This is a genomic window from Buttiauxella sp. A111, from assembly GCF_014189855.1.
In the GTDB taxonomy this organism is placed as follows: Bacteria; Pseudomonadota; Gammaproteobacteria; order Enterobacterales; family Enterobacteriaceae; genus Buttiauxella; species Buttiauxella selenatireducens.
In genome coordinates this window covers 287,864-310,030 of sequence record NZ_BJFN01000004.1, presented here as the reverse complement: position 1 = coordinate 310,030, position 22,167 = coordinate 287,864, and the positions used below count along the sequence as shown (strand labels likewise).

23 protein-coding genes are annotated in these 22,167 nt (G+C 48.7%); 12 read left to right on the top strand and 11 right to left on the bottom strand.

Annotated elements, in window-relative coordinates:
• The first annotated feature begins 12 nt into the window (after nucleotides 1–12).
• Nucleotides 13–429 carry a cysteine desulfuration protein SufE gene (gene sufE / locus BSPA111_RS13655; RefSeq protein WP_183271702.1) on the top strand — a complete coding sequence of 139 codons (417 nt, stop codon included), beginning with the start codon at nucleotides 13–15 and terminating at the stop codon, nucleotides 427–429.
• Between the two features lie 100 nt (nucleotides 430–529).
• Entirely contained in the window at nucleotides 530–1,558 is a 1,029-nt protein-coding gene (locus BSPA111_RS13650; protein ID WP_183271701.1) for a L,D-transpeptidase family protein, read from the top strand.
• 72 nt (nucleotides 1,559–1,630) lie between these two features.
• Here BSPA111_RS13650 and BSPA111_RS13645 read toward each other — a convergent pair whose 3' ends face one another.
• A complete protein-coding gene (locus BSPA111_RS13645; RefSeq protein ID WP_034455915.1) occupies nucleotides 1,631–1,867 on the bottom strand; it encodes a major outer membrane lipoprotein in 237 nt (78 codons plus the stop codon).
• 307 nt (nucleotides 1,868–2,174) lie between these two features.
• Nucleotides 2,175–3,587 (bottom strand): pyruvate kinase PykF, encoded by a 1,413-nt coding sequence (gene pykF / locus BSPA111_RS13640; protein ID WP_183271700.1) that lies wholly within the window; start codon nucleotides 3,585–3,587, stop codon nucleotides 2,175–2,177.
• Between the two features lie 499 nt (nucleotides 3,588–4,086).
• Here pykF and BSPA111_RS13635 point away from each other — a divergent pair, with 499 nt between their 5' ends.
• Entirely contained in the window at nucleotides 4,087–4,293 is a 207-nt protein-coding gene (locus tag BSPA111_RS13635; protein WP_183271699.1) for a hypothetical protein, read from the top strand.
• A gap of 298 nt (nucleotides 4,294–4,591) precedes the next feature.
• Entirely contained in the window at nucleotides 4,592–4,906 is a 315-nt protein-coding gene (locus BSPA111_RS13630; RefSeq protein WP_183271698.1) for a hypothetical protein, read from the top strand.
• A 44-nt stretch (nucleotides 4,907–4,950) separates the two neighbouring features.
• Here BSPA111_RS13630 and BSPA111_RS13625 read toward each other — a convergent pair whose 3' ends face one another.
• The 3 genes from BSPA111_RS13625 to pth form a co-directional block, all read right to left on the bottom strand.
• A complete protein-coding gene (locus BSPA111_RS13625; RefSeq protein WP_183271697.1) occupies nucleotides 4,951–6,429 on the bottom strand; it encodes a diguanylate cyclase domain-containing protein in 1,479 nt (492 codons plus the stop codon).
• Between the two features lie 473 nt (nucleotides 6,430–6,902).
• On the bottom strand, nucleotides 6,903–7,994 hold the full coding sequence (gene ychF / locus BSPA111_RS13620; protein ID WP_183271696.1) for a redox-regulated ATPase YchF: 1,092 nt from the start codon (nucleotides 7,992–7,994) through the stop codon (nucleotides 6,903–6,905).
• Nucleotides 7,995–8,130: 136 nt separating this feature from the next.
• The gene (gene pth, locus BSPA111_RS13615; protein ID WP_183271695.1) at nucleotides 8,131–8,715 is read right to left on the bottom strand and encodes an aminoacyl-tRNA hydrolase; all 585 of its coding nucleotides are present in this window, start codon (nucleotides 8,713–8,715) and stop codon (nucleotides 8,131–8,133) included.
• A gap of 274 nt (nucleotides 8,716–8,989) precedes the next feature.
• Between pth and ychH the strand changes: the two genes are divergently transcribed.
• Entirely contained in the window at nucleotides 8,990–9,268 is a 279-nt protein-coding gene (gene ychH / locus BSPA111_RS13610) for a stress-induced protein YchH (protein WP_183271694.1), read from the top strand.
• 55 nt (nucleotides 9,269–9,323) lie between these two features.
• Here ychH and dauA read toward each other — a convergent pair whose 3' ends face one another.
• The 4 genes from dauA to lolB all read right to left on the bottom strand — a co-directional run bounded on the left by dauA (nucleotide 9,324) and on the right by lolB (nucleotide 13,652).
• On the bottom strand, nucleotides 9,324–10,997 hold the full coding sequence (gene dauA / locus BSPA111_RS13605; protein WP_183271693.1) for a C4-dicarboxylic acid transporter DauA: 1,674 nt from the start codon (nucleotides 10,995–10,997) through the stop codon (nucleotides 9,324–9,326).
• A gap of 92 nt (nucleotides 10,998–11,089) precedes the next feature.
• Complete coding sequence (prs, locus tag BSPA111_RS13600; RefSeq protein ID WP_008454180.1) at nucleotides 11,090–12,037, bottom strand: ribose-phosphate diphosphokinase; 948 nt, start codon at nucleotides 12,035–12,037, stop codon at nucleotides 11,090–11,092.
• 122 nt (nucleotides 12,038–12,159) lie between these two features.
• The gene (gene ispE / locus BSPA111_RS13595; RefSeq protein ID WP_183271692.1) at nucleotides 12,160–13,029 is read right to left on the bottom strand and encodes a 4-(cytidine 5'-diphospho)-2-C-methyl-D-erythritol kinase; all 870 of its coding nucleotides are present in this window, start codon (nucleotides 13,027–13,029) and stop codon (nucleotides 12,160–12,162) included.
• Nucleotides 13,029–13,652, bottom strand: a complete 624-nt coding sequence (lolB, locus tag BSPA111_RS13590) for a lipoprotein insertase outer membrane protein LolB (RefSeq protein ID WP_183271691.1) — start codon at nucleotides 13,650–13,652, stop codon at nucleotides 13,029–13,031. Before lolB ends, ispE begins: the two co-directional genes overlap by 1 nt.
• 204 nt (nucleotides 13,653–13,856) lie before the next feature.
• Here lolB and hemA point away from each other — a divergent pair, with 204 nt between their 5' ends.
• The 6 genes from hemA (at nucleotide 13,857) to kdsA (ending at nucleotide 19,225) form a co-directional block, all read left to right on the top strand.
• Entirely contained in the window at nucleotides 13,857–15,113 is a 1,257-nt protein-coding gene (gene hemA, locus BSPA111_RS13585; protein WP_183271690.1) for a glutamyl-tRNA reductase, read from the top strand.
• A gap of 35 nt (nucleotides 15,114–15,148) precedes the next feature.
• A complete protein-coding gene (gene prfA, locus BSPA111_RS13580) occupies nucleotides 15,149–16,231 on the top strand; it encodes a peptide chain release factor 1 (RefSeq protein WP_183271689.1) in 1,083 nt (360 codons plus the stop codon).
• The gene (gene prmC / locus BSPA111_RS13575; RefSeq protein WP_183271688.1) at nucleotides 16,231–17,061 is read left to right on the top strand and encodes a peptide chain release factor N(5)-glutamine methyltransferase; all 831 of its coding nucleotides are present in this window, start codon (nucleotides 16,231–16,233) and stop codon (nucleotides 17,059–17,061) included. The genes prfA and prmC overlap by 1 nt, the downstream gene beginning before the upstream one ends.
• A 19-nt stretch (nucleotides 17,062–17,080) precedes the next feature.
• Entirely contained in the window at nucleotides 17,081–17,470 is a 390-nt protein-coding gene (sirB2, locus tag BSPA111_RS13570; protein WP_183271687.1) for an invasion regulator SirB2, read from the top strand.
• Between the two features lie 3 nt (nucleotides 17,471–17,473).
• The gene (gene sirB1, locus BSPA111_RS13565; protein WP_183271686.1) at nucleotides 17,474–18,283 is read left to right on the top strand and encodes an invasion regulator SirB1; all 810 of its coding nucleotides are present in this window, start codon (nucleotides 17,474–17,476) and stop codon (nucleotides 18,281–18,283) included.
• Nucleotides 18,284–18,370: 87 nt separating this feature from the next.
• Nucleotides 18,371–19,225 carry a 3-deoxy-8-phosphooctulonate synthase gene (gene kdsA / locus BSPA111_RS13560; RefSeq protein WP_183271685.1) on the top strand — a complete coding sequence of 285 codons (855 nt, stop codon included), beginning with the start codon at nucleotides 18,371–18,373 and terminating at the stop codon, nucleotides 19,223–19,225.
• Nucleotides 19,226–19,289: 64 nt separating this feature from the next.
• Here kdsA and chaA read toward each other — a convergent pair whose 3' ends face one another.
• On the bottom strand, nucleotides 19,290–20,393 hold the full coding sequence (gene chaA / locus BSPA111_RS13555) for a sodium-potassium/proton antiporter ChaA (protein ID WP_183271684.1): 1,104 nt from the start codon (nucleotides 20,391–20,393) through the stop codon (nucleotides 19,290–19,292).
• 562 nt (nucleotides 20,394–20,955) lie between these two features.
• Between chaA and BSPA111_RS13550 the strand changes: the two genes are divergently transcribed.
• Complete coding sequence (locus BSPA111_RS13550; protein ID WP_183271683.1) at nucleotides 20,956–21,648, top strand: gamma-glutamylcyclotransferase; 693 nt, start codon at nucleotides 20,956–20,958, stop codon at nucleotides 21,646–21,648.
• Nucleotides 21,649–21,690: 42 nt separating this feature from the next.
• Here BSPA111_RS13550 and BSPA111_RS13545 read toward each other — a convergent pair whose 3' ends face one another.
• Nucleotides 21,691–21,936, bottom strand: coding sequence for a DUF1883 domain-containing protein (locus BSPA111_RS13545; RefSeq protein WP_183271682.1), 246 nt, complete (start codon nucleotides 21,934–21,936; stop codon nucleotides 21,691–21,693).
• Between the last annotated feature and the right edge of the window lie 231 nt (nucleotides 21,937–22,167).

The following is a 22,167-nucleotide window of genomic DNA, read 5'->3' as shown; positions in this document are numbered from 1 at the left end:
AGGGAGAAAGCCATGGCTAATTTGCCAGACAAAGAAAAGTTGCTGAAAAATTTCAGTCGGTGCAGCAACTGGGAAGACAAGTATCTCTACATCATAGAACTCGGCGGACGGCTTCCGGAGTTCCCTGACAGTGAGCGCATAGCTGAAAATACCATTCAGGGCTGCCAGAGCCAGGTGTGGATTGTGATGCACCAACAGCCTGATGGTGTCATGACGCTTGAGGGTGACAGTGACGCAGCCATCGTCAAAGGGCTGATTGCAATCGTGTTTATTCTCTACCAACAGATGACGGCGCAGGATATTGTCGTGTTTGATGTCCGCCCCTGGTTTGAGAAACTTGAGTTGGCTCAGCATCTTACACCGTCTCGCTCCCAAGGGCTTGAAGCAATGATCCGCGCAATCCGCACCAAAGCCGCCAATCTTAGCTAAACTCAAAGAACAGCTTTCATCCTGTTAACGCGAGGTAATTTTATTGCCTCGCACGGCTTTCAGCATTCCGGCACTTAGTCGGTGAATACAGGAATTCAGTATGAAACGCGCGTTCTCTCAAATAACATTAGTTTTGATAAGTGCTCTTGCTGCAAGCCAGTCAGCATGGGCTGTTGACTATTTATTGCCTCCACCGGGTAGCCGAATAATAGGTGAAAATCAAACCTACATTGTTCCGAATGACGGTAAAAACCTTGAGGCCGTCGCCGCGAAATATAATACCGGTGTGTTACTGCTGATTGAGGCAAACAATACCGTTGATCCCTGGTTACCAAAACCCGGCAGCGAATTAACGATACCGTCGCAAATGATCCTACCGGATGCACCACGCGTGGGTATTGTTATCAATCTTGCTGAGTTGAGGTTGTATTATTATCCGCCGGGGCAGAATCGTGTTGAAGTTTATCCGCTGGGTATTGGGCAGCTTGGGAGAGAAACGCCAGTGATGGTGACTCGAGTCAGCCAGAGGATCCCTAATCCAACCTGGACGCCAACGGCAAATATCCGCGCACGTTCAGCAGCGCAAGGCATAACGCTGCCTGCTATGGTGCCAGCAGGGCCAAATAACCCTCTTGGCCGCTACGCACTGCGTCTTGAGCAGGGTGGTGGTGAATACCTGATTCACGGTACCAATGCGCGTAATAGCATTGGCTTGCGTGTGAGCTCGGGTTGTATGCGTATGCGTGCACCCGATATCAAGGCCGTGTTTAGCCAGGTTTCCGTGGGGACTCGCGTGCAGATAATTAATGAGCCCGTAAAATTCACCACAGAGCCGGATGGAAGGCGCTATGTTGAAGTGCATCAGCCGCTATCGCGCAATGATTGGGAAAATCCACAAACCGTCCCGATTGCAATTTCCGCATCCTTTGGTTCATTTATCGATAACCCATTGAGCGACAAAGCGCAGGTGGATAGTGCCATCGTAAGGCGTGCGGGTTATCCGGTACTGGTTAATGCGCCACAAGGTGTCCCATCACAACCGGTGAATATTACCCCGATACAGGGCGTCAGGACGACCAGAGGCAGTGGAAGCATGGTAAGTGGGCAAAGTAGTGTGGTGATGAATTAGAGAGGTTCTGAGTGCGGGAGATTCAGGCAAAAAAAATGGCGCACAATGTGCGCCATTTTAATACAAGTACTCTTACTTACGGTAAGAGTGAGCTTGGTTGTCCAGACGCTGGTTAGCGCGTGCTGCGTCGTCTTTAGCAGCTTGAACGTCAGAACGCATTGCGTTCACGTCGTTGCTCAGCTGATCAACTTTAGCGTTCAGAGTCTGAACGTCAGAAGACAGTTGATCGATTTTAGCGTTAGAAGAACAACCTGCCAGCATAGTAGAAGCCAGGATTACCGCGCCCAGTACCAGTTTAGTACGATTCATTATTAATACCCTCTAGATTGAGTTAATCTCCATGTAGCGTTACAAGTATTACACAAAGTTTTTTATCTTGAGAATAAATTTTTGATGGGAATGCACTTAAATTTGATCGTTCGCTCAAAGAAACACCGAACTGAGGGTGAAACCTAAAAAAAATAGAAAAAACAGGGGATTTTAATCGGATTCTTCTTAGTAAAATGAGACTTAAATAGATCAGGCCGATTTGATTTTTAGTTCGGAACAGCTATTAAAGCGAATAAAAAAAGCGCCCGAAGGCGCTTTTAAAGCAAATTATTCGTTCGCAGTAAATTTATAGTACGTGAACGGACGCAGTATTGGTTGTACCACTTGGTACCAGAGCACCAGAAACCATCACTACGATGTCGCCTTTGCGAGCCAGGCCGCTTTCCAAAGCAACTTCTTTACCCAGACGATAGAAATCATCAGTAGAAGCGATTTCTTTAACCAGCTGAGGAATCACACCTTTGCTCAGAACTAACTGGCGAGCAGTCACTTCATTGGTGGTCAGAGCCAGGATGGTTGCATTCGGGAAGTATTTACGCACAGCTTTAGCTGATTTACCGCCTTGAGTTGCAACAACAATGACTGGAGCTTCCAGATTTTCTGCAGTTTCAACTGCACCGCGGCAAACTGCTTCAGTGATGCGCAGTTTACGGCTGTCATGGTTGTTATCCAGACGGCTGGTCATCACGCGGTCAGTACGCTCACAGATGGTTGCCATGATGGTCACAGCTTCCAGTGGGTATTTACCTTTAGCAGACTCACCAGACAGCATTACTGCGTCGGTGCCGTCAATGATGGCGTTAGCAACGTCACCCGCTTCTGCGCGAGTAGGGCGTGGGTTTTTGATCATTGAGTCGAGCATCTGAGTTGCAGTGATAACAACTTTACGTGCGCGAACACATTTCTCGATCATCATCTTCTGAGCGAAGATAACTTCTTCAACTGGGATTTCAACGCCCAGGTCACCACGAGCAACCATGATGCCATCAGAAGCTTCGAGGATTTCGTCGAAGTTGTTCAGGCCTTCCTGGTTTTCGATTTTAGAGATGATCTGGATGTTTTCGCCGCCGTGAGCTTTTAAATGCTCGCGGATTTCAACCACATCAGAACGTTTACGAATAAAGGACGCAGCAACGAAGTCAACGCCTTGTTCGCAACCGAAGATCAGATCTTGTTTGTCTTTTTCAGCCAGAGCTGGCAGAGCGATAGAAACACCTGGCAGGTTAACGCCTTTGTTCTCACCCAGGTCGCCGTTGTTCAGTACTTTACAAACAACGTTTTTACCTTCGATAGCCGTAACTTCCATACCGATCAGACCATCGTCAACCAGTACAGTGTTGCCCACGTTCAGGTCGCTGGTGAAACCTTCGTAAGTCACAGCAACGATATCGCTGTTACCGACAACAGTTTTGTCAGTAGTGAAAGTAAAGGTCTGGCCCGCTTTCAGAGAAACGTCTTTGCCGCCTTCCAGTTTGATGGTACGGATTTCAGGACCTTTGGTGTCCAGCAGAATTGCTGCTTTTTTACCTGAAGTCGCCATGACGTTGCGCAGGTTCTTGATACGCTGACCGTGTTCTTCGTAGTCACCGTGGGAGAAGTTCAGACGCATTACGTTCATGCCAGCATCAAGCATTTTGCTCAGCATTTCTTCGGATTCGGTTTTTGGACCGATGGTGCAAACAATTTTAGTCTTTTTCATGACAGTCTTATCTGTAAGTTGAGAAGGATTGTGAAAATTCGGTTCCGGTCGATACGGGCGCCGGAGCGCAAACAAATGCTGGTATTGTTCAAGTGCCACCCGCTACTAAGGATAGGTGACAGAAATAAAGCGTGCAGAGGAAAGTGTGCTTGCGGTTCAGCCTGTCGAAGAGATTGATGACTTTTTAGTGTAGTAGGACAGTTCAATGCGCTGAAACCATTCAAGTGGGGATCGCGCATATTATAGGGGCAACTTGGCCTGAAAGGAATTAAAAACGCTGTTTCAAATTTAGAATGCGCACAAATACACCGATGTGTTATCAGTGCGTTAAATGAGTATTAAAAAATTGATGAGGTTAAGCAGGGATTGTGTACATCATCAACAAAGCGCAGTCAGCGCCTCAACTATTAATATCAAATTTAAATGATTTATTAAAATTTATTTGCGTAGAATAGGCATTCTGTTCCCCGTTTTCCCCCATCAGTGAAAAATTTTTGTAATGATTAAGTTAATAATTCCCAGTGTTATTGTGGTGGCTTTCTTACTTGCTTGCGCCAACGGTCCCGCAAAACGAATTGCGGCATGTGAACACCAGGGAGGAAGTAATGGCATCTGTACCGCGCATGAATGGAACTTTGCGATGGAAAGCCCTTTCCCGGAGAGCGGTCTTTCTACCCTGGCACAGCGTGTAACCCTCAGTCACTAATTCTAAACGCTGACTGAATTAGCATGGCTGCTCAGGGGGATAACCGTATGCCAACGGCGTGCGGAAGACATTCGTTTGTTGCCCAAGAGTAATAACAAAATAACAAATGGAGAGCGTGATTAATTAATCATTCACAGATGAACATTTAAACACCGATTCACTTGAATTCTTTTCAACTTAAGGCTTATTAATGTTTATAAGCTTGATTAGGTTATTTCTTAACTACATTATTATTGTGCAATGGATGTGAGGTAAATGAATTATCTCTGAGTGTTCTTATTAATCACGGATTTGGATTATGTTGCCACTGGAAATGGAAGAAGATGTTGTCCTGCGGGTAAAAGGCATGGAAAAAATGCTGGAAGGAATTGTCCGCGAACTCAAAGCTAACAAGGGTGTTGTCGATGAGTTTATTCGGGATGATATCGCTAGATTCCGACATTGTTCAAAAGATGTAATATCGCACCATGTTCAGGCTTCTCGCAGCGTACGTAAAAGATTGGAAGATGCTACCATCCATTCTCAGAAACGTGTGCGTAAAACAGCACAGAACAACTTGTTATATGGTGTCTTGTGCGGAATGTCTTTCTGCATGATTCTGCAATTGATGTAATAAATATGGATATATTTAGGGAGAAAATTATCTTTCTCCCTTTTTTATATGTGTGACTCATTTGGAATAATGGGAAGGTCGTGAGATGGCGTCATCGCCATGCCTTGAGTATAAAAATGGAAGCAGTTGCGGCCGAAGCTTTTAGAGGAGTAAAGCGCGAGATCGGCGTGGGCGAACAAATCTTCACGGGTTAGACCATGCTGTGGTGCACAAGAAATCCCGATACTGCTGCTGATGGCAAAGGTATGCCCGCTACATACAAAGGGCGTATTAAGGGCGGCTAACACTTTTTCCGCCAGCGCTTGCGCTTCTGAAATTGCGTCGCCATTGACCTGCTGAAGAATGGCAAATTCGTCGCCACCGAGTCGGATGGCCATATCACCTTCGCCAAGTTGTGCAGACAAACGAGCAGCGGATTCGATGAGCAGTTCATCGCCAACGATGTGCCCATAAGTATCATTGACAGGCTTGAAGTGGTCTAAATCGATCAACAAAAGATTAAAGAGACTCCCTTCGGATCTCAGTTTGATCAGCCTTTCGTCGATGGAGTTTCGATAGGCAACTCTATTGGGCAGTTGCGTCAGGGAATCATGGTGCGCCATGTACTCCATTTTTTGCGCCATCTCCTGCATGCGCTGCAAATATCCACGGTCAACCATGGCAACACGCAACTTTTCAATCGCTTTTGCCAGTTCACCTATCTCATCGTCTTGAGACTGGAATGGGGTGACCTGATCGGTTTTTTCATCGGCTATCAAACTCACTGCCTGGATAAGGCGGGGAACCGGGCGAAAGAGATTACGCACCAGCCAATTAACCACCACCACCGTCACGACGAGGATCAATATCAACATTAGCAAGGTGTGTGTTAACAATTGATTATGGGTGGCTGAAAGTGCTTCACGTTCACCGATACTGGTGACCACTGCACCTATGGTCTTGCCTGATAAATTAACGATGGGGATCGAACCGACGAAATAATCTTTCCCGTTGAGCGTGGCAAATCCGCGGTAATACTCTTTTAATGCAAAGTGGCCCGCTTTATCATCAGTCGTGGTTGTTTTTTTTTCTGACTGAGTATCGAAAAAACCGTTTTTATCGTCATAAAACAATAGCCACGTTGGATTATGGGTTTGTGTTGAAACTAACGTGAGAATGTCAGCTGGGTTAAAACCCGTCTGGATCATGCTCTCGTCATCCCATAGTGGCCTTTCGGATTCAATGGCGACAACCTGACCTTCGCTACTGGATCTAACGGAAACGGAAGTGTAGATATTGCGAATGATATAACTGGTGATTTGTGAATTGGTAGCAGCCTGCTTAAACCACTGCTCGTGAGAAATGCGATTCACTTCAAAAAAACCGGCACCAGAACCAACTCCATAGGCAATCAACACCCCCAGCATCAAGTAAACTGCCACTTTTCCGGTAATCGAATGATACCAGTGATGTTTCCCTTGTATATTGAGCGCCTTCTTTGAAGGCGGCACAACGTCATGATGAATGAGCTCTTTATCAACCATTGTTCTATTCGTACTCTTTTTAAGTGATTAAAGAAGGCTCAAAAGGGAAACTAAAATATATAAACTGTTATTTATTGTTGCTTATATGAATACATTAATGGCACATTGTTTTTTTAATGTTAGTGCATTGTAATTGCATGACGAAGACGGCTTTCTCAGTGAGCTCTGGATTATAGGGTTGGCTAATTATTGCGTCAATGATAACGACGCCTTAATAAAATCATTTAAATGTCGTGATATTTTATTTTTCGTTGTGTCTCGCAGATTTTAAATGTTGAACTTAATAGTTTTTTTATATTTTAGAACTGTCCATAAATGGCCATTCTGTTCCAATAGAAGTGATTTTATAAAGTATACGTGGCGCTGTTGTGGGAGCGCTTAAGAGAATATAAAAAAATCCACGCTTTCGCGTGGATTTTGAATTATTTACTCTGTCAGCACACCGTATAAAATACCGTGGGCATGAAAGGGATTTAGACGTTGAACAGGAAGTTCATCACATCGCCATCTTTGACGATGTAGTCTTTGCCTTCAGCGCGCATTTTGCCGGCTTCTTTCGCGCCTTGTTCACCCTTGTAGGTGATGAAATCTTCGTACGCGATAGTCTGAGCGCGGATAAAGCCTTTCTCGAAGTCGGTGTGGATTTTACCGGCCGCTTGTGGGGCTGTTGCGCCAACAGGGATAGTCCAGGCACGCACTTCTTTTACGCCAGCGGTAAAGTAAGTTTGCAGGTTCAGCAACTCATAACCGGCGCGAATAACGCGGTTCAGACCCGGTTCTTCCAGACCCATTTCAGCCATAAATTCGTCACGGTCAGCGTCGTCAAGTTCAGCAATGTCAGACTCAACAGCCGCACAGACAGCAACAACCACAGAGCCTTCAGCCGCGGCGATTTCACGCACTTTGTCGAGGTATGGGTTGTTCTCATAACCATCTTCGTTGACGTTAGCGATGTACATGGTTGGTTTTAACGTCAGGAAGCTCAGATATTTGATTGCTGCTTTATCTTCATCCGTCAAAGGCAGGGCGCGCAGCATACCCGCGTTCTCAAGCTGTGGCAGACATTTTTCCAGCGCAGCCAGTTCAGCTTTTGCGTCTTTATCGCCGCCTTTAGCACGTTTCTGCACGCGGTGGATGGCACGTTCGCAGGTGTCGAGGTCAGAAAGCGCCAGTTCGGTATTGATAACGTCGATATCATCAGCAGGATCGACTTTGTTATTCACGTGGATGATATTGTCGTTTTCAAAACAACGTACAACGTGGCCGATAGCTTCGGTTTCACGAATGTTGGTCAGGAACTGGTTACCCAGGCCTTCACCTTTGGACGCGCCTTTCACCAGACCGGCGATATCAACGAATTCCATGGTTGTAGGCAGAATGCGTTGTGGTTTAACGATTTCGGCCAGTTTATCCAGACGTGGGTCCGGCATCGGTACCACACCAGTGTTCGGCTCAATGGTACAGAACGGGAAGTTTGCTGCTTCAATTCCCGCTTTGGTGAGCGCGTTGAACAGGGTTGATTTACCAACGTTCGGCAAGCCGACGATACCGCATTTGAATCCCATGGTTTAATTCACCTTAATGACTTGATATTCAATGAGTTAATGTTATCTCATTGATAAAATGATCGTAACTTTCCCCATTATACACCCAAACGCTATATAACGGGGGCAGAAATCCTGCCTAACAGCCGCGCATGCGTTATTGTGCCTTAAAGGCATGTAGGCGGTTGGTCGCTTTGGTCAACCCTTCTTTTAACCAAACTTCGGTGCAACGTGCTGCTTCGTCTACCGCGCCGTCAATCAACTTTTGTTCGCTCAGCGGTGGTTTACCCAGTACGAAACCAACAACCTTGTTTTTATCACCTGGATGACCAATTCCGACACGTAAGCGGTGAAAGTTTGGGTTATTGCCTAATTTGCTGATGATATCTTTCAGACCATTGTGGCCACCGTGTCCGCCACCGAGTTTGAATTTTGCTACGCCAGGCGGCAAATCTAACTCATCATGGGCGACGAGGATCTCATCCGGAGCAATACGGAAAAAGGTAGCCATTGCACCGACAGCTTTACCACTGAGGTTCATAAACGTGGTTGGCACTAACAGGCGAACATCTTCACCTGCAAGGTTTATGCGCGCGGTGTAACCGAAGAATTTGCTCTCTTCTTTTAGCGACTGGTTATGGCGCTGTGCCAGCAGATCCACATACCAGGCCCCAGCGTTATGGCGAGTCGCCGCATATTCCGCACCTGGGTTTGCCAGGCCAACTATTAATTTAATACTCACGTTTAATTTCCTGAAAACAGACCAGAGCCGCGTAGTTTACTGCGCTGATGTCACGATGACAAAGCGGCAATGTGCCGCTACCCAAACTATTGAATAGTTCCCATGGTTAACCATTGTAATTGCATGCTATTCAGCGAGTTATTTGTAAATATTTGTAGTCCTTCGTTCGTAATTGTGATCGCTGACGCACATAATCCGAAGCGGTGTTGTCTATACTTTACACACAAGGAATGGGGATTTTCCCCGCCGACCCAGTAACACCCGGAGGTGACATATGAAACGCAAAAACGCTTCGTTACTCGGCAATATTTTCATGGGGTTGGGGCTTGTCGTCATGGTGGGTGGTGTCGGTTACTCCATTTTAAACCAACTCCCACAGTTTAACTTCCCGCAATACTTCGCCCACGGTGCTGTTCTGAGCATCTTTGTTGGTGCGGTTCTTTGGCTAGCTGGTGCGCGCGTGGGGGGACACGAACAAGTCTGCGACCGTTACTGGTGGGTTCGCCACTTTGATAAACGTTGTCGTCGTGATGATAATCATCGCCACAGTTAATCCTCGGGATTAAACAAAAACGGTTCTCTGAGAACCGTTTTTTTTGGCCCAAATGTTACTCAGCCAGTGCTGCGTGAATATCCGGGAAGAAAGCAAGGCGGCCTGCAATAGGTTTCACGCCAGCGCGTGCAAGGGTTTTCAATGGCTGAAATTCAAGATTCGTCACCCGTAATTCGCAACCTTCCGGCAGCTTCTCGACGAAACGTTGAAACGCATCCAGTCCTCCCGCATCAAGTACTGGAACCGCATCCCACTGCAAAATAATCAGATGGTTTTGCTCAATACGTTGGGCGAGGTCATTAAATAATCCTTCTGCCGCAGCAAAGAACAGTGGACCGGTTACGCGCAAAGCCAGCACACCTTCCGGCGTCTGGACGTTTACTGGTGCCAGCCGAGTCATGCGCGCAATACGCCGCATAAACAGCAGCGAGGCTAATACAATGCCCACGCTGATGGCGATAACCATGTCAAACAACACCGTCAATGACATGCAGATAAGCATCACGATAATGTCGTCTTTTGGCGCATGGCGCAGCAGGCTCAGCACTTTATGCGCTTCACTCATATTCCATGCGACCATCAACAACAGGGCGGCCATTGCAGAAAGCGGTAGCCATGAAAGCAACGGTGCTAACACCAACAACGCCATAATCACCAGCAGCGCATGAATCACGGCGGCTATCGGGGAGGTTGCACCTGCGCGTACGTTGGCGGCTGAACGGGCAATCGCGGCGGTGGCGGTTATCCCGCCGAAGAATGGCGAAATAATATTGCCCACCCCCTGGCCGATAAGTTCGCTGTTGGCGTTGTGTTTGGTGCCGGTCATGCCGTCTAACACCACGGCACATAACAACGATTCAATGGCACCGAGCATCGCCATCGAAAATGCCGCCGGAAGCAGGGCACTCAGGGAGTCCCAACTTAACGTAAAGTTTGAGTCGGGAATGTTCCATGGCAGCATCAATTGCGGTAACAGCTGCGGAATTCCGTTACCTTGCGTGCCATCGGCGAGCACATAGTGGAAGCGTGAACCAATCGTTGCTACATCAGCGCCCATCGCATGAACAATCGCCATAACAGCGCAACCAGCTAAAAGTGCGGGTAAATGACCTGGTAAACGAATGCCCAGGCGAGGCCAGAGAATTAACACGCCGAGTGTGACCACCCCTATTGCCGCATCGCCGAAATTTAAGGTCGGCATCGCCATTGCCAGCGCCGCCACTTTATTCAGGTAATGTTCGGGGACGTGGGGAAGCTGGAGGCCAAAGAAATCTTTTACCTGCATGGTGGCGATAGTAATCCCAATCCCGGAGGTAAAACCGAGCGTCACGGAAAGGGGAATATATTCAATCAGGCGGCCAAAACGTGCCAGCCCAAATAAAATAAGAAACAGACCGGACATTAATGTCGCGATAAGCAAACCGGCAAGGCCAAATTGCTGTGCCACCGGATAGAGGATGACCACAAAGGCGGCAGTAGGGCCGGAAACGCTAAAACGTGAGCCACCGCTTAGCGCAATCACAATACCTGCAACCGCCGAAGTGTACAGGCCATATTGAGGTGCTACACCGCTACCGATAGCCAACGCCATCGCCAGTGGAATGGCAATAATCCCAACGGTAATCCCGGCAATAACGTCGCGGCTAAAACGGGATACGGTGTATTTCTCACGCCAACAAGCGTCTACCAAAGCGCGGAAAGGCAATACAGAAGAAGATACGGTTTTCACTTTGATTCCATCCGTGAGCGCATCATCTGTCAAAAATGGCAGGTGATAGAAAAGAAAAAACCCGCCGCAGCGGGTTTTTTATGCGAGTTCGATTAGTGCTCGAACATCGCAGAGATTGATTCTTCATTGCTGATACGGCGAATTGCTTCAGCCAGCATACCGGACAGAGTCAGGGTGCGGACGTTTGGCAGTGCTTTGATTTCATCAGACAGTGGGATGGTGTCACATACGATAACTTCGTCGATAACGGAGTTACGCAGGTTGTGAACCGCATTGCCGGAGAAAATCGGGTGAGTTGCATAAGCAAACACACGTTTCGCACCACGTTCTTTCAGCGCTTCAGCAGCTTTACACAGAGTACCGCCGGTATCGATCATATCGTCAACCAGTACGCAATCACGGCCGGATACATCACCGATGATGTGCATAACCTGGGAAACGTTAGCGCGAGGACGACGTTTGTCGATGATAGCCATATCGGTATCGTTGAGCAGTTTTGCGATAGCACGAGCACGCACAACGCCACCGATATCTGGAGAAACCACGATTGGATTTTCCAGGCCGATTTGCAGCATATCTTCCAGCAGGATTGGGCTACCGAAGACGTTATCTACAGGAACATCGAAGAAGCCCTGAATCTGTTCTGCGTGCAAGTCCACGGTGAGAACACGGTCAACCCCAACACTTGAGAGGAAGTCAGCAACCACTTTCGCGGTGATTGGCACACGGGCAGAACGCACACGACGATCCTGACGAGCATAACCAAAGTAAGGGATAACAGCGGTGATACGACCTGCAGAAGCACGGCGCAGGGCGTCTACCATAACAACCAATTCCATAAGGTTGTCATTGGTGGGTGCACAGGTGGACTGGATGATGAAAATATCACCACCGCGTACATTTTCGTTGATTTGTACGCTTACTTCTCCGTCGCTAAAACGACCGACGGCGGCGTCACCAAGGGAGGTGTACAGGCGGTTGGCAATACGTTGTGCTAGTTCCGGGGTGGCGTTACCAGCAAAAAGCTTCATATCAGGCACGAGAAAAACCTCAGGCATGCGTCCAGTGGCGGATGGTACTACCGCAGCATATGCGGGCGGGGTAGCGCCATCCAGGCGGTGTATAAAGAGCTTGATGCAACGTCTGAAACAAGGTGACGTTGTCACCAATACTCAGCTTGCCCGGATATGGCCTGATGCAGCGGGGAGACATTAACGCCTCGCGCAACAAACCCATGCAGCCATTCCGGGGCTTGCTCAAGCACCTGGCGGGCAGCGTTCTCGGTGTCAAATTCAGCAAACACACAAGCGCCGGTGCCGGTCAGGCGCGACGGCGCGTATTCTAACAGCCAGGAAAGCAGGTCATCAACCTTACGAAAACGTTTTCTTGCGATAACCTCACAATCATTACCAAATTCACAGTTTAATAACGTGTCAATTGATCTAATCGGGGTATTTCGGGGTAGCTCTGGATCTTTAAAAATAACCGGCGTCGGAATGCTGACACCAGGATGCGCAACCAGGTACCACTTTTCTGGTGGTGAGACAGGGGTGAGCTTCTCGCCAACACCCTCGGCAAAAGCGGCAAATCCTCGTACGAATACGGGCACATCGGCACCCAGGGTAACGCCCAGTGCCGCCAGCTGATCTTCAGTCAGGCCGGTGTTCCACACGTGGTTTAGCGCAACTAAAACCGTTGCTGCGTTTGAAGAACCTCCGCCTAAACCGCCCCCCATAGGCAAGCGTTTTTCAACGCTTATCTCGGCTCCTGCCCCCTGGGGTAAAGTCCCCATCAGTAAGGCGGTGTCTTGTAATAATCGGGCGGCGCGGACAATTAAATTTTCTTCATTCGGTACCCCTTCAACAGGGGTAGATAAACGAATTTGGCCATCGTTTTTGGGCTCAATGATGATGGTATCGCCATAATCGAGGAACTGAAATAAAGTTTGTAAATTATGGTATCCATCTTCACGACGGCCCGTGATGTACAAAAATAAGTTCAATTTTGCCGGTGACGGCCAACGATTTTTCATTACTTAACCGTCCAGCTATCCATTTTGAGCTTGATACGTTGCGAACCTTCGCGCAGTTCCATGTTTGACGGCAGAGCAGGTTTCACACTGTCATCATAATCACTGTAAACCACTTTCCAGGTTTTACCGTCTTGCATGTAATTGACTTCGCTCAGACGATACTGGGCATCAATTTTATAGTCAGTGGCATCGCCTGGCAGGCCGAGAATCCATTGACGCAGGCTATTGATCGGAATAGGCATTCCGGTCAGGCGCCCAATCATCTCTTCGGCGTTATCGGCAACGTACTTTTTACCATTGCGGTCAGTCAGTTGGACAACGCCTGGCTGCGCATTGAGCTCGAGTTCGGTGCTGCCTAATGGGTTAGTCAGCAATAAACGATAACGGTCTGGCGAAGTTTGTTGCCAGTTATAACGCGCATAAACTTTTTGGCTATCAGAAAGATAGGCAAAAGCACCACGCGTCTGATATTGGGTGATTTTTTGCACTTGTTGCTGGTGTTGCAACCACTGTGGAGAGTCAGGACTTTTGCCTGGACCGCTAGATTGTGGGGTTACACAAGCGGTCAAAACAAGGCTTGCCAGTGGCGCAAGGCACAGCAGACGGGCTTTCGGCATAAACATAGCGGCAGCAGATCCTTCTCAATCATTTTAGTTGTTAACTGTTTATGCTAGCGGTGGTCGGTCAGGCCGTCTACGGTCAAGTTGTCTTAAATCATTAATTGCACTGATACCCCGCAAGGGGTGGCTCTCTTTTATTGACTGCGCGCATCCTGTATGATGCGCCGAGTTAATCCTTATCAACATCGGTATTACTCAGACCGCTCAATGACCCTATTAGCACTTGGCATCAACCACAAAACAGCTCCAGTCTCGCTGCGAGAACGTGTTACGTTTTCGCCGGACACGCTCGACCTGGCGTTGAACAGCCTGCTTGAACAGCCGATGGTGCAGGGCGGCGTGGTGCTGTCTACGTGCAATCGTACTGAGTTGTATCTGAGCGTTGAAGAACAGGAAAATCTGCACGAGAAACTCGTACGCTGGCTGTGTAATTACCACAACCTCAACGAGGAAGAAGTGCGTAAAAGCCTGTACTGGCATCACGACAACGATGCAGTCACGCATTTAATGCGTGTCGCAAGTGGTCTTGATTCACTAGTGCTCGGCGAGCCGCAAATTTTAGGCCAGGTCAAAAAAGCCTTTGCCGACTCCCAAAAAGGGCATTCGCTTTCCAGCGAACTGGAACGCATGTTCCAGAAATCCTTCTCAGTCGCGAAACGAGTCCGAACTGAAACTGAAATTGGCGCGAGCGCCGTATCGGTTGCGTTTGCGGCCTGTACGCTGGCGCGACAAATCTTTGAATCTTTATCGACCGTGACCGTATTACTGGTCGGTGCAGGCGAAACGATTGAGCTTGCTGCGCGGCACTTACGTGAACATAACGTGCAGAAAATGATTATAGCCAACCGCACCCGTGAACGTGCTCAGGTACTGGCTGATGAAGTCGGAGCCGAAGTCATCAGCCTTAGCGACATCGATTCACGTTTGCAGGAAGCCGACATTATTATCAGTTCTACCGCCAGCCCACTGCCTATCATTGGTAAAGGTATGGTAGAGCGCGCGTTGAAAGCCCGTCGCAATCAGCCTTTACTGCTTGTAGACATTGCAGTTCCACGTGATGTTGAGCCCGAAGTGGGCAAACTGGCTAACGCCTATCTTTATAGCGTTGATGACCTTCAGGCGATTATTCAAAGCAACCTTGCGCAGCGCAAAGCTGCCGCTGTTGAAGCCGAAACCATCGTCGCGCAGGAATGCAGTGAATTTATGGCATGGCTGCGCGCGCAAAGCGCCACAGAAACCATCCGTGAATATCGCAGTCAGGCTGAGCAAGTTCGTGACGATTTGGCTGCTAAGGCCATCGCCGCGCTTCAGCAAGGTGCGAATGCCGAAACTGTTCTTCAGGATCTGGCATGGAAATTAACCAATCGCCTGATCCACGCTCCAACCAAATCTCTTCAGCAGGCTGCCCGTGACGGGGATGACGAACGCCTGCAGATTCTGCGTAACAGCCTCGGGCTGGATTAGCAAATAAACTCTTATTACAAGGTAAAACACCGCCCATGAAGTCTTCTATCGTTGCCAAACTAGAAGCTCTGCAAGAGCGCCATGAAGAAGTTCAGGCTCTGCTTGGGGATGCTGCCACAATTGCCGACCAGGATCGTTTCCGTGCGTTGTCACGTGAATATGCCCAGTTAAGTGACGTTTCCAGCTGCTTCCTGAAATGGCGTCAAGTGCAGGAAGATATTGAAACCGCACAAAGCATGCTCGACGACCCGGAAATGCGCGAAATGGCGCAAGAAGAATTAAATCAGGCGAAAAGTGACAGCGAAGAATTAGAACAACAACTGCAAGTTCTGTTGCTGCCAAAAGATCCTGACGATGAACGTAACGCTTTTGTTGAAGTTCGTGCCGGTACTGGCGGCGATGAAGCGGCTATTTTTGCCGGTGATCTGTTCCGCATGTATAGCCGTTACGCGGAATCGCGCCGCTGGAAAGTTGAAATCCTGAGCGCCAACGATGGCGAACATGGCGGCTTTAAAGAAGTGATCGCCAAAATCAGTGGTGAAGGTGTTTACGGGCGTCTGAAGTTTGAATCCGGTGGTCATCGCGTGCAGCGTGTTCCTGCGACTGAATCCCAGGGCCGAATTCATACCTCCGCTTGTACGGTTGCGGTCATGCCAGAAATTCCTGAAGCAGAATTGCCTGATATCAACCCAGGCGATCTGCGTATTGATACCTTCCGTTCTTCAGGCGCAGGCGGTCAGCACGTAAACACCACGGATTCTGCAATCCGTATTACCCACTTGCCGACAGGTATCGTGGTGGAATGTCAGGACGAGCGTTCCCAGCATAAAAACAAAGCCAAAGCGCTTTCAGTGTTGGGCTCGCGTATTCGCGCTGCTGAAATGGCAAAACGCCAGCAGGAAGAGGCTTCAACGCGCCGCAACCTGCTCGGTAGTGGAGACCGTTCAGATCGCAACCGTACTTATAACTTCCCGCAAGGGCGCGTGACTGACCATCGCATCAACGTGACGTTGTACCGTCTGGATGAAGTGATGGAAGGGAAACTCGACGCGCTGATCGAACCTATCGTGCAGGAGTTCCAGGCAGACCAATTAGCGGCGCTGTCTGAGCAGGATTAATGGATTTTAAACATTGGTTACAGCAGGCAATCGGCCAGCTACAGGAAAGTGAAAGTCCGCGTCGCGACGCGGAAATCCTGCTGGGTTTTGTCACTGGAAAAGCGCGAACCTTCATTCTGGCCTTCGGGGAAACCGTCCTGACCACTGAGCAACAGCAGCAGTTGGCGGTTTTACTGGCGCGAAGGGTGCAGGGCGAGCCGATTGCGCATCTGGTCGGTGAGCGTGAGTTTTGGTCGCTGCCACTGCGTGTGTCACCGGTGACGCTTATCCCACGTCCTGATACCGAATGCCTTGTCGAACAAGCCCTCGCAAGAATGCCTGCTACTCCGTGTTCAGTGCTGGATTTAGGCACTGGTACCGGGGCCATTGCCCTGGCTATCGCCAGTGAACGTCCTGATTGTGACATTACCGCACTTGATCTGCTTCCTGATGCAGTCGAGCTTGCTCGCGATAATGCGAGGCGCCTCGGAATAACCAATGTTGAGGTCTTGCAAAGCAACTGGTTTGGTGTGCTCAATACACAACGTTTTGCGGTGATAGTCAGTAATCCACCGTATATCGATGAGGAAGATCCGCACCTTTCGCAAGGTGATGTTCGCTTTGAACCCCGTAGTGCGCTGGTGGCCGGAAACCACGGTCTGGCCGATTTACGCATACTGGTGGAAACATCGCGCCACTTCCTTGAATCTGGCGGTTGGTTGTTGCTTGAGCACGGTTGGCAGCAGGCATCCCAGGTTCGCGAATTGTTTACCGATGCTGGGTATACCGAGATACAAAGCTGTCAGGATTACGGTGGCAATGACCGTCTGACAGTAGGACGCTTTTTTTAGAAAGAAGGAATCGAGCTAAATGGCAACTTACTTCGCGCTCAAGCATTTGCATATACTGACGGTCTTCATTTCCATCAGTTTGTTCGTTTTACGCTACTGGTGGCAATACCGCGATTCAGCCATGTCGAACAAGCGCTGGGTGCGCATTGTGCCGCATGTGAATGACACGGTATTGCTGGTCAGTGGTGCTGCGCTGGTGATGATTACGCATTTCTATCCCTTCACACCGCAAGGTGCATGGCTGACTGAGAAGCTATTTGGCGTTATTATCTATATCGTTTTAGGGTTTATCGTGCTGGGCAAACGCCCGCGCAGTCAGCAGATTCGGCTGTTTGCCTTTCTGCTGGCCCTGGTGGTGCTTTACATCATCATTAAACTCGCCACCACAAAAATACCATTATTGGGGTAAGTCATGAGGTCGTTAGCCGATTTCGAATTCAATCAGGCGCCGTTGTGCGAGGGCATGATTTTAGTCTCGCAGTTGATCCGTGATGATTTCCCGGCAGAAGAAGTACGTGCACAACTGGAAAGCCTGGCGAGCCTGGCGCGTGAAGAGATCTGCGAAGGTCTCCACCAGGATGTGCAACTCGAAAAATTAGTCGAACTGTTTTACGGCAGTTGGGGTTTCAAAGATGCCAGTGGCGTTTACCGTCTATCCGACGCATTGTGGCTAGATAGTGTGCTGAACAAACGTCAGGGGAGTGCGGTGTCGCTGGGGGCTATTCTTTTGTGGATTGCCGAGCGTCTCGATATTCCGTTAAATCCGGTCATTTTCCCGACCCAGCTGATTTTACGCGGCGACTGGATGGACGGCGAAATGTGGCTTATCAATCCGTTTAACGGCGATACGCTCAACGAGCACACGCTGGAAGTGTGGTTGAAAGGTAATGTCGGGCCAACAGCTGAACTGTTCGATGAAGATTTAGATGAAGCAGATAACGCGGAAGTGGTGCGTAAACTACTCGACACCCTGAAATCTGCGCTGATGGAAGAACGTCAAATGGAGCTGGCACTGCGTACCAGCGAAGCGTTGCTCCAGTTCAATCCGGAAGATCCGTATGAAATCCGCGATCGCGGTTTGATTTATGCTCAACTCGATTGTGAACATGTGGCACTCACCGACCTCAGCTATTTTGTTGAGCAGTGCCCGGAAGACCCGATTAGCGAAATGATCAAAGCGCAAATCAACTCGATTTCGCAAAAGCAGATAACTTTGCATTAAGACTAAAATTTAGCCCTTAATCATTCGAGTTGCAGCCAACACGCCTGCAGCTTGAAGTATGACGGGCTCTCCTGACAAGGCGAAAATATGAAACAAAAAGTGGTTAGTATTGGTGATATCAACGTCGCAAACGACCTACCGTTTGTTCTGTTTGGCGGCATGAACGTGCTGGAATCACGCGACCTGGCGATGCGTATTTGTGAGCATTACGTCACTGTGACCCAGAAACTGGGCATCCCGTACGTATTCAAAGCGTCCTTCGATAAAGCCAACCGTTCATCCATCAACTCCTATCGTGGCCCAGGCCTCGAAGAAGGGATGAAGATTTTCCAGGAACTGAAGCAAACCTTCGGCGTGAAAATCATCACTGATGTTCATGAAGCAAGCCAGGCACAACCTGTTGCCGATGTGGTTGACGTTATCCAGTTGCCTGCATTCCTTGCACGCCAGACTGACCTGGTAGAAGCGATGGCGAAAACCGGCGCGGTTATCAACGTCAAAAAACCACAGTTCGTAAGCCCAGGCCAAATGGGTAACATCGTTGATAAGTTCCACGAAGGTGGCAACGATCAGATTATCCTGTGTGACCGTGGTGCAAATTTCGGTTATGACAACCTGGTTGTCGACATGCTGGGCTTTAGCGTAATGAAACAAGTTTCTAATGGCTCACCGGTAATCTTTGATGTGACCCATGCTCTGCAATGCCGTGACCCGTTTGGTTCTGCATCTGGCGGTCGTCGTGCGCAGGTAACAGAACTGGCGCGTGCAGGTATGGCGACTGGCCTGGCGGGTCTGTTTATCGAAGCGCACCCGGATCCAGACAATGCACGTTGCGATGGCCCATCAGCACTGCCGCTGGCGAAACTTGAACCGTTCCTCAAGCAAATCAAAGCCATTGACGACCTGGTCAAGAACTTTGAACCGCTTGATACCAGCAAGTAATTAGCAGATAAAAACAAAAAAGCCCTTATCGTGAGATAAGGGCTTTTTTTGTCTCATAGATTTGTCAGGCAAAAATCGTCATCAAATAAGCGGCAAACAGCGCCAGGTGCGCGGTACCGTTGAGCACGTTGGTACGCCCGGTTGAAAACGAAATCTGGCACAACACTAACGAAGTCAACATCACCACTAATTCCGGCATCCCTAAGCCAAAGGTCAGGTCGTTGCCTGTCAACATCGCGATAAGCGTAACCGCCGGGACCGTCAATGAAATGGTTGCCAGTACCGAGCCGAAGAACAGATTCATGGCACGCTGAACCTGATTACTCAATACCGCTTTCAATGCGCCAAGACCTTCAGGCGAGAGGATCAATAATGCGATCAGGAAACCGGTGAACTGCGCAGGAGCATTCAACGTGCTTAGCAGTGACTCCAGTGGCACCGCGTTCATTTTGGTGACCGCAATGACCGCAATCAGGTGAACAATAAGCCAGATGGCATGCCAGGTGCTGCTGTGTGCAGACGGTTTGCCATGATGCGGGTCGTCGTCGTCAGACTCATCTTCATGCTCGTAAACGAACAGACTTTGGTGCGTCTTGGTTTGAATTAACAAGAAGACACCATACATTGCTGCGGAAATTGCCGCCGCCATCAATGCCTGTCCGGTACTAAAATTGCCTGCGGGCAGCGCGGTAGGTAACACCAGCACAATCACCGCCAGCGGGAAGAGGGCAATTAAATACTGTTTGATACCAAACAGATTCATATATTGCGTGGCAAATTTATTGCCACCGAGCAGCAATGAGAAGCCAACCAGACCGCCCGTCACAATCATAATGATGGAATAGAGCGTGTCACGCATCAGCGTCGGCGCGGCATCACCCGTTGCCATCAATGCGGAAATTAAGCTGACTTCAAGAATAACGACGGAAAGACTCAGAATCAGGGAACCGTAGGGTTCACCCAAACGGTGTGCGAGTACGTCAGCATGACGAACCACACTAAAGGCGCTACTTAAAATGCCCACCAGGGCCAGAATATTTATCCCAACAACCGCTGGCAAAGACTGGCTCCCTCCCCAAACCGCCAATACAGCCAGCGCTAACACCGGGAAAATGAGGGAACTCTCCTTATGACGGGTTTTCACCGCCTCATGTTGTGTTTTGGTCAAAGTACTTCTCCATATCCAGAGTTGCTAAGTCATTTATTTATTATAGTCGTGCAATAAAACCCCGTTAACATAACAAATAATCAACGTTTTCTGCGGAAATTTACTCAGTTTTACCGCTTCAATAGCAATAGTATTTCTGATGATTAAAAATCTATGTTTACTGATATTAAGCAATGCAAAACATGAAGATGCATTTTAAGTAAATAAATAATAGATGATTTTTACCTCATCAATGACGCCTACACATCTTCAATTTTGGGTATAACACGTATAAGTCGCACACGAAAAAAATTAACCTTACATAATGCATTGATATTGATATTCAAACGGCGCAAGACTCCTCAGTATGGCAAGTTAATATGACATTTTTGTTTTTTTGTGACTGTCATCAAACTTGCCAGCGTCCCGTTAATTGCATATGTTCACAGTTATGCTGCTCTATAAATAACCGACATATTTCGAGTTGCATCGCGAATTATTAAGGTTATTGAGCAGTCAATATAAAGCCCGGAAGGCGCATCTGACGTAATCACACGGAAGTTTGCAGTGGCGGAGGTGTATCGTGTTAACACGTGATTTCTTAATGAAAGCGGATTGTAAGACAGCTTTTGGTTCCATTGAGGAATCGTTGTTGTGGACCCCTGAGCAGCGCTCGGCTTCACTTGCCGCAACGCTCGCCTGTCGTCCCGATAGCAGTCCCGTATGGATTTTTGGCTACGGTTCCCTGATGTGGAACCCGGCATTCGAATATGAAGATTCAGCCGCAGGAACGCTCGTTGGCTGGCATCGTGCATTTTGTTTACGTTTGACAGCGGGGCGCGGCACCGCTTGCCAGCCAGGACGCATGCTGGCACTGAAAGAGGGCGGGCGCACCACCGGTCTTGCGTATCGTCTACCCGAAGAGATTCTTGTAGACGAACTGACGCTGGTCTGGAAACGAGAAATGATCACCGGCTGTTATTTACCCACCTGGTGCAAACTTGAGCTGGATGATGGTCGGGTGGTCAATGCGTTGGTGTTTATCATGGACCCTCGTCATCCGCTTTACGAAGCCGATACCCGAGCTGAGGTGATTGCCCCGTTAATTGCCGCCGCCAGCGGCCCATTAGGCACTAACGCGCAGTATCTGTTTTCGCTGGAACAAGAACTCATGAAGCGCGGAATGCATGATGATTGTCTTGATGAGTTGGTGAATAAAGTCAGAGCCTGGCTACAGCCAAACGATGATGAAGGGTTACAACCTGGATTTGCCTAAAAGAGTATTCCGGCCTTCATGCTGAGGGCCGGAATCGAGCGTTTACGCAGCGACATAACTGATTGAATGCTCAAGCGACTGGCTATGGCTATCAATCAGCACTTTCCACGTCCCGCTGTATGGCACCGTCAAATACGCAGACTGCTTATCTTCCACACTAAGAATATCGGCCTGCGGTTTGCCCGCAGAACGCGTCTCACTCATCAAGTGAATATGGCAATTGTTTGAACAGCGAACCACCACGGTATCGCCGCCAAAAAGGTGCAGACTGGCTTTCACTACTGGCATTTTTATACTCCGCTATGACATCAAAGTTAGGCGTCTTTGCCGCCGCATTTCTCGCAATCAGTGACGGTGTTCACAAATCACACTTTATGCATAACACCAGACCCCGGTGTGACGAATGCTGACTTTGATCAAAAAATACCGTAACGATTAAACTTTAGTGTAGATGCGCCTGATACCTTTCAGCTGATGAATTTTTATGCGGAAAATTAACGTCAGGTCGTCATAAAATTT

What these genes read in the sequence shown, in the direction of transcription:
- hemA (WP_183271690.1), top strand. Translation starts at nt 13,857, where the DNA reads ATGACCCTATTAGCACTTGGCATCAACCACAAAACAGCTCCAGTCTCG.
- sirB1 (WP_183271686.1), top strand. Translation starts at nt 17,474, where the DNA reads ATGAGGTCGTTAGCCGATTTCGAATTCAATCAGGCGCCGTTGTGCGAG.
- sirB2 (WP_183271687.1), top strand. Translation starts at nt 17,081, where the DNA reads ATGGCAACTTACTTCGCGCTCAAGCATTTGCATATACTGACGGTCTTC.
- prfA (WP_183271689.1), top strand. Translation starts at nt 15,149, where the DNA reads ATGAAGTCTTCTATCGTTGCCAAACTAGAAGCTCTGCAAGAGCGCCAT.
- BSPA111_RS13630 (WP_183271698.1), top strand. Translation starts at nt 4,592, where the DNA reads ATGTTGCCACTGGAAATGGAAGAAGATGTTGTCCTGCGGGTAAAAGGC.
- BSPA111_RS13625 (WP_183271697.1), bottom strand. Translation starts at nt 6,429, where the DNA reads ATGGTTGATAAAGAGCTCATTCATCATGACGTTGTGCCGCCTTCAAAG.
- pykF (WP_183271700.1), bottom strand. Translation starts at nt 3,587, where the DNA reads ATGAAAAAGACTAAAATTGTTTGCACCATCGGTCCAAAAACCGAATCC.
- ychH (WP_183271694.1), top strand. Translation starts at nt 8,990, where the DNA reads ATGAAACGCAAAAACGCTTCGTTACTCGGCAATATTTTCATGGGGTTG.
- lolB (WP_183271691.1), bottom strand. Translation starts at nt 13,652, where the DNA reads ATGTTTATGCCGAAAGCCCGTCTGCTGTGCCTTGCGCCACTGGCAAGC.
- ispE (WP_183271692.1), bottom strand. Translation starts at nt 13,029, where the DNA reads ATGAAAAATCGTTGGCCGTCACCGGCAAAATTGAACTTATTTTTGTAC.
- prmC (WP_183271688.1), top strand. Translation starts at nt 16,231, where the DNA reads ATGGATTTTAAACATTGGTTACAGCAGGCAATCGGCCAGCTACAGGAA.
- ychF (WP_183271696.1), bottom strand. Translation starts at nt 7,994, where the DNA reads ATGGGATTCAAATGCGGTATCGTCGGCTTGCCGAACGTTGGTAAATCA.
- BSPA111_RS13650 (WP_183271701.1), top strand. Translation starts at nt 530, where the DNA reads ATGAAACGCGCGTTCTCTCAAATAACATTAGTTTTGATAAGTGCTCTT.
- BSPA111_RS13635 (WP_183271699.1), top strand. Translation starts at nt 4,087, where the DNA reads ATGATTAAGTTAATAATTCCCAGTGTTATTGTGGTGGCTTTCTTACTT.
- sufE (WP_183271702.1), top strand. Translation starts at nt 13, where the DNA reads ATGGCTAATTTGCCAGACAAAGAAAAGTTGCTGAAAAATTTCAGTCGG.
- BSPA111_RS13545 (WP_183271682.1), bottom strand. Translation starts at nt 21,936, where the DNA reads ATGCCAGTAGTGAAAGCCAGTCTGCACCTTTTTGGCGGCGATACCGTG.
- BSPA111_RS13645 (WP_034455915.1), bottom strand. Translation starts at nt 1,867, where the DNA reads ATGAATCGTACTAAACTGGTACTGGGCGCGGTAATCCTGGCTTCTACT.
- kdsA (WP_183271685.1), top strand. Translation starts at nt 18,371, where the DNA reads ATGAAACAAAAAGTGGTTAGTATTGGTGATATCAACGTCGCAAACGAC.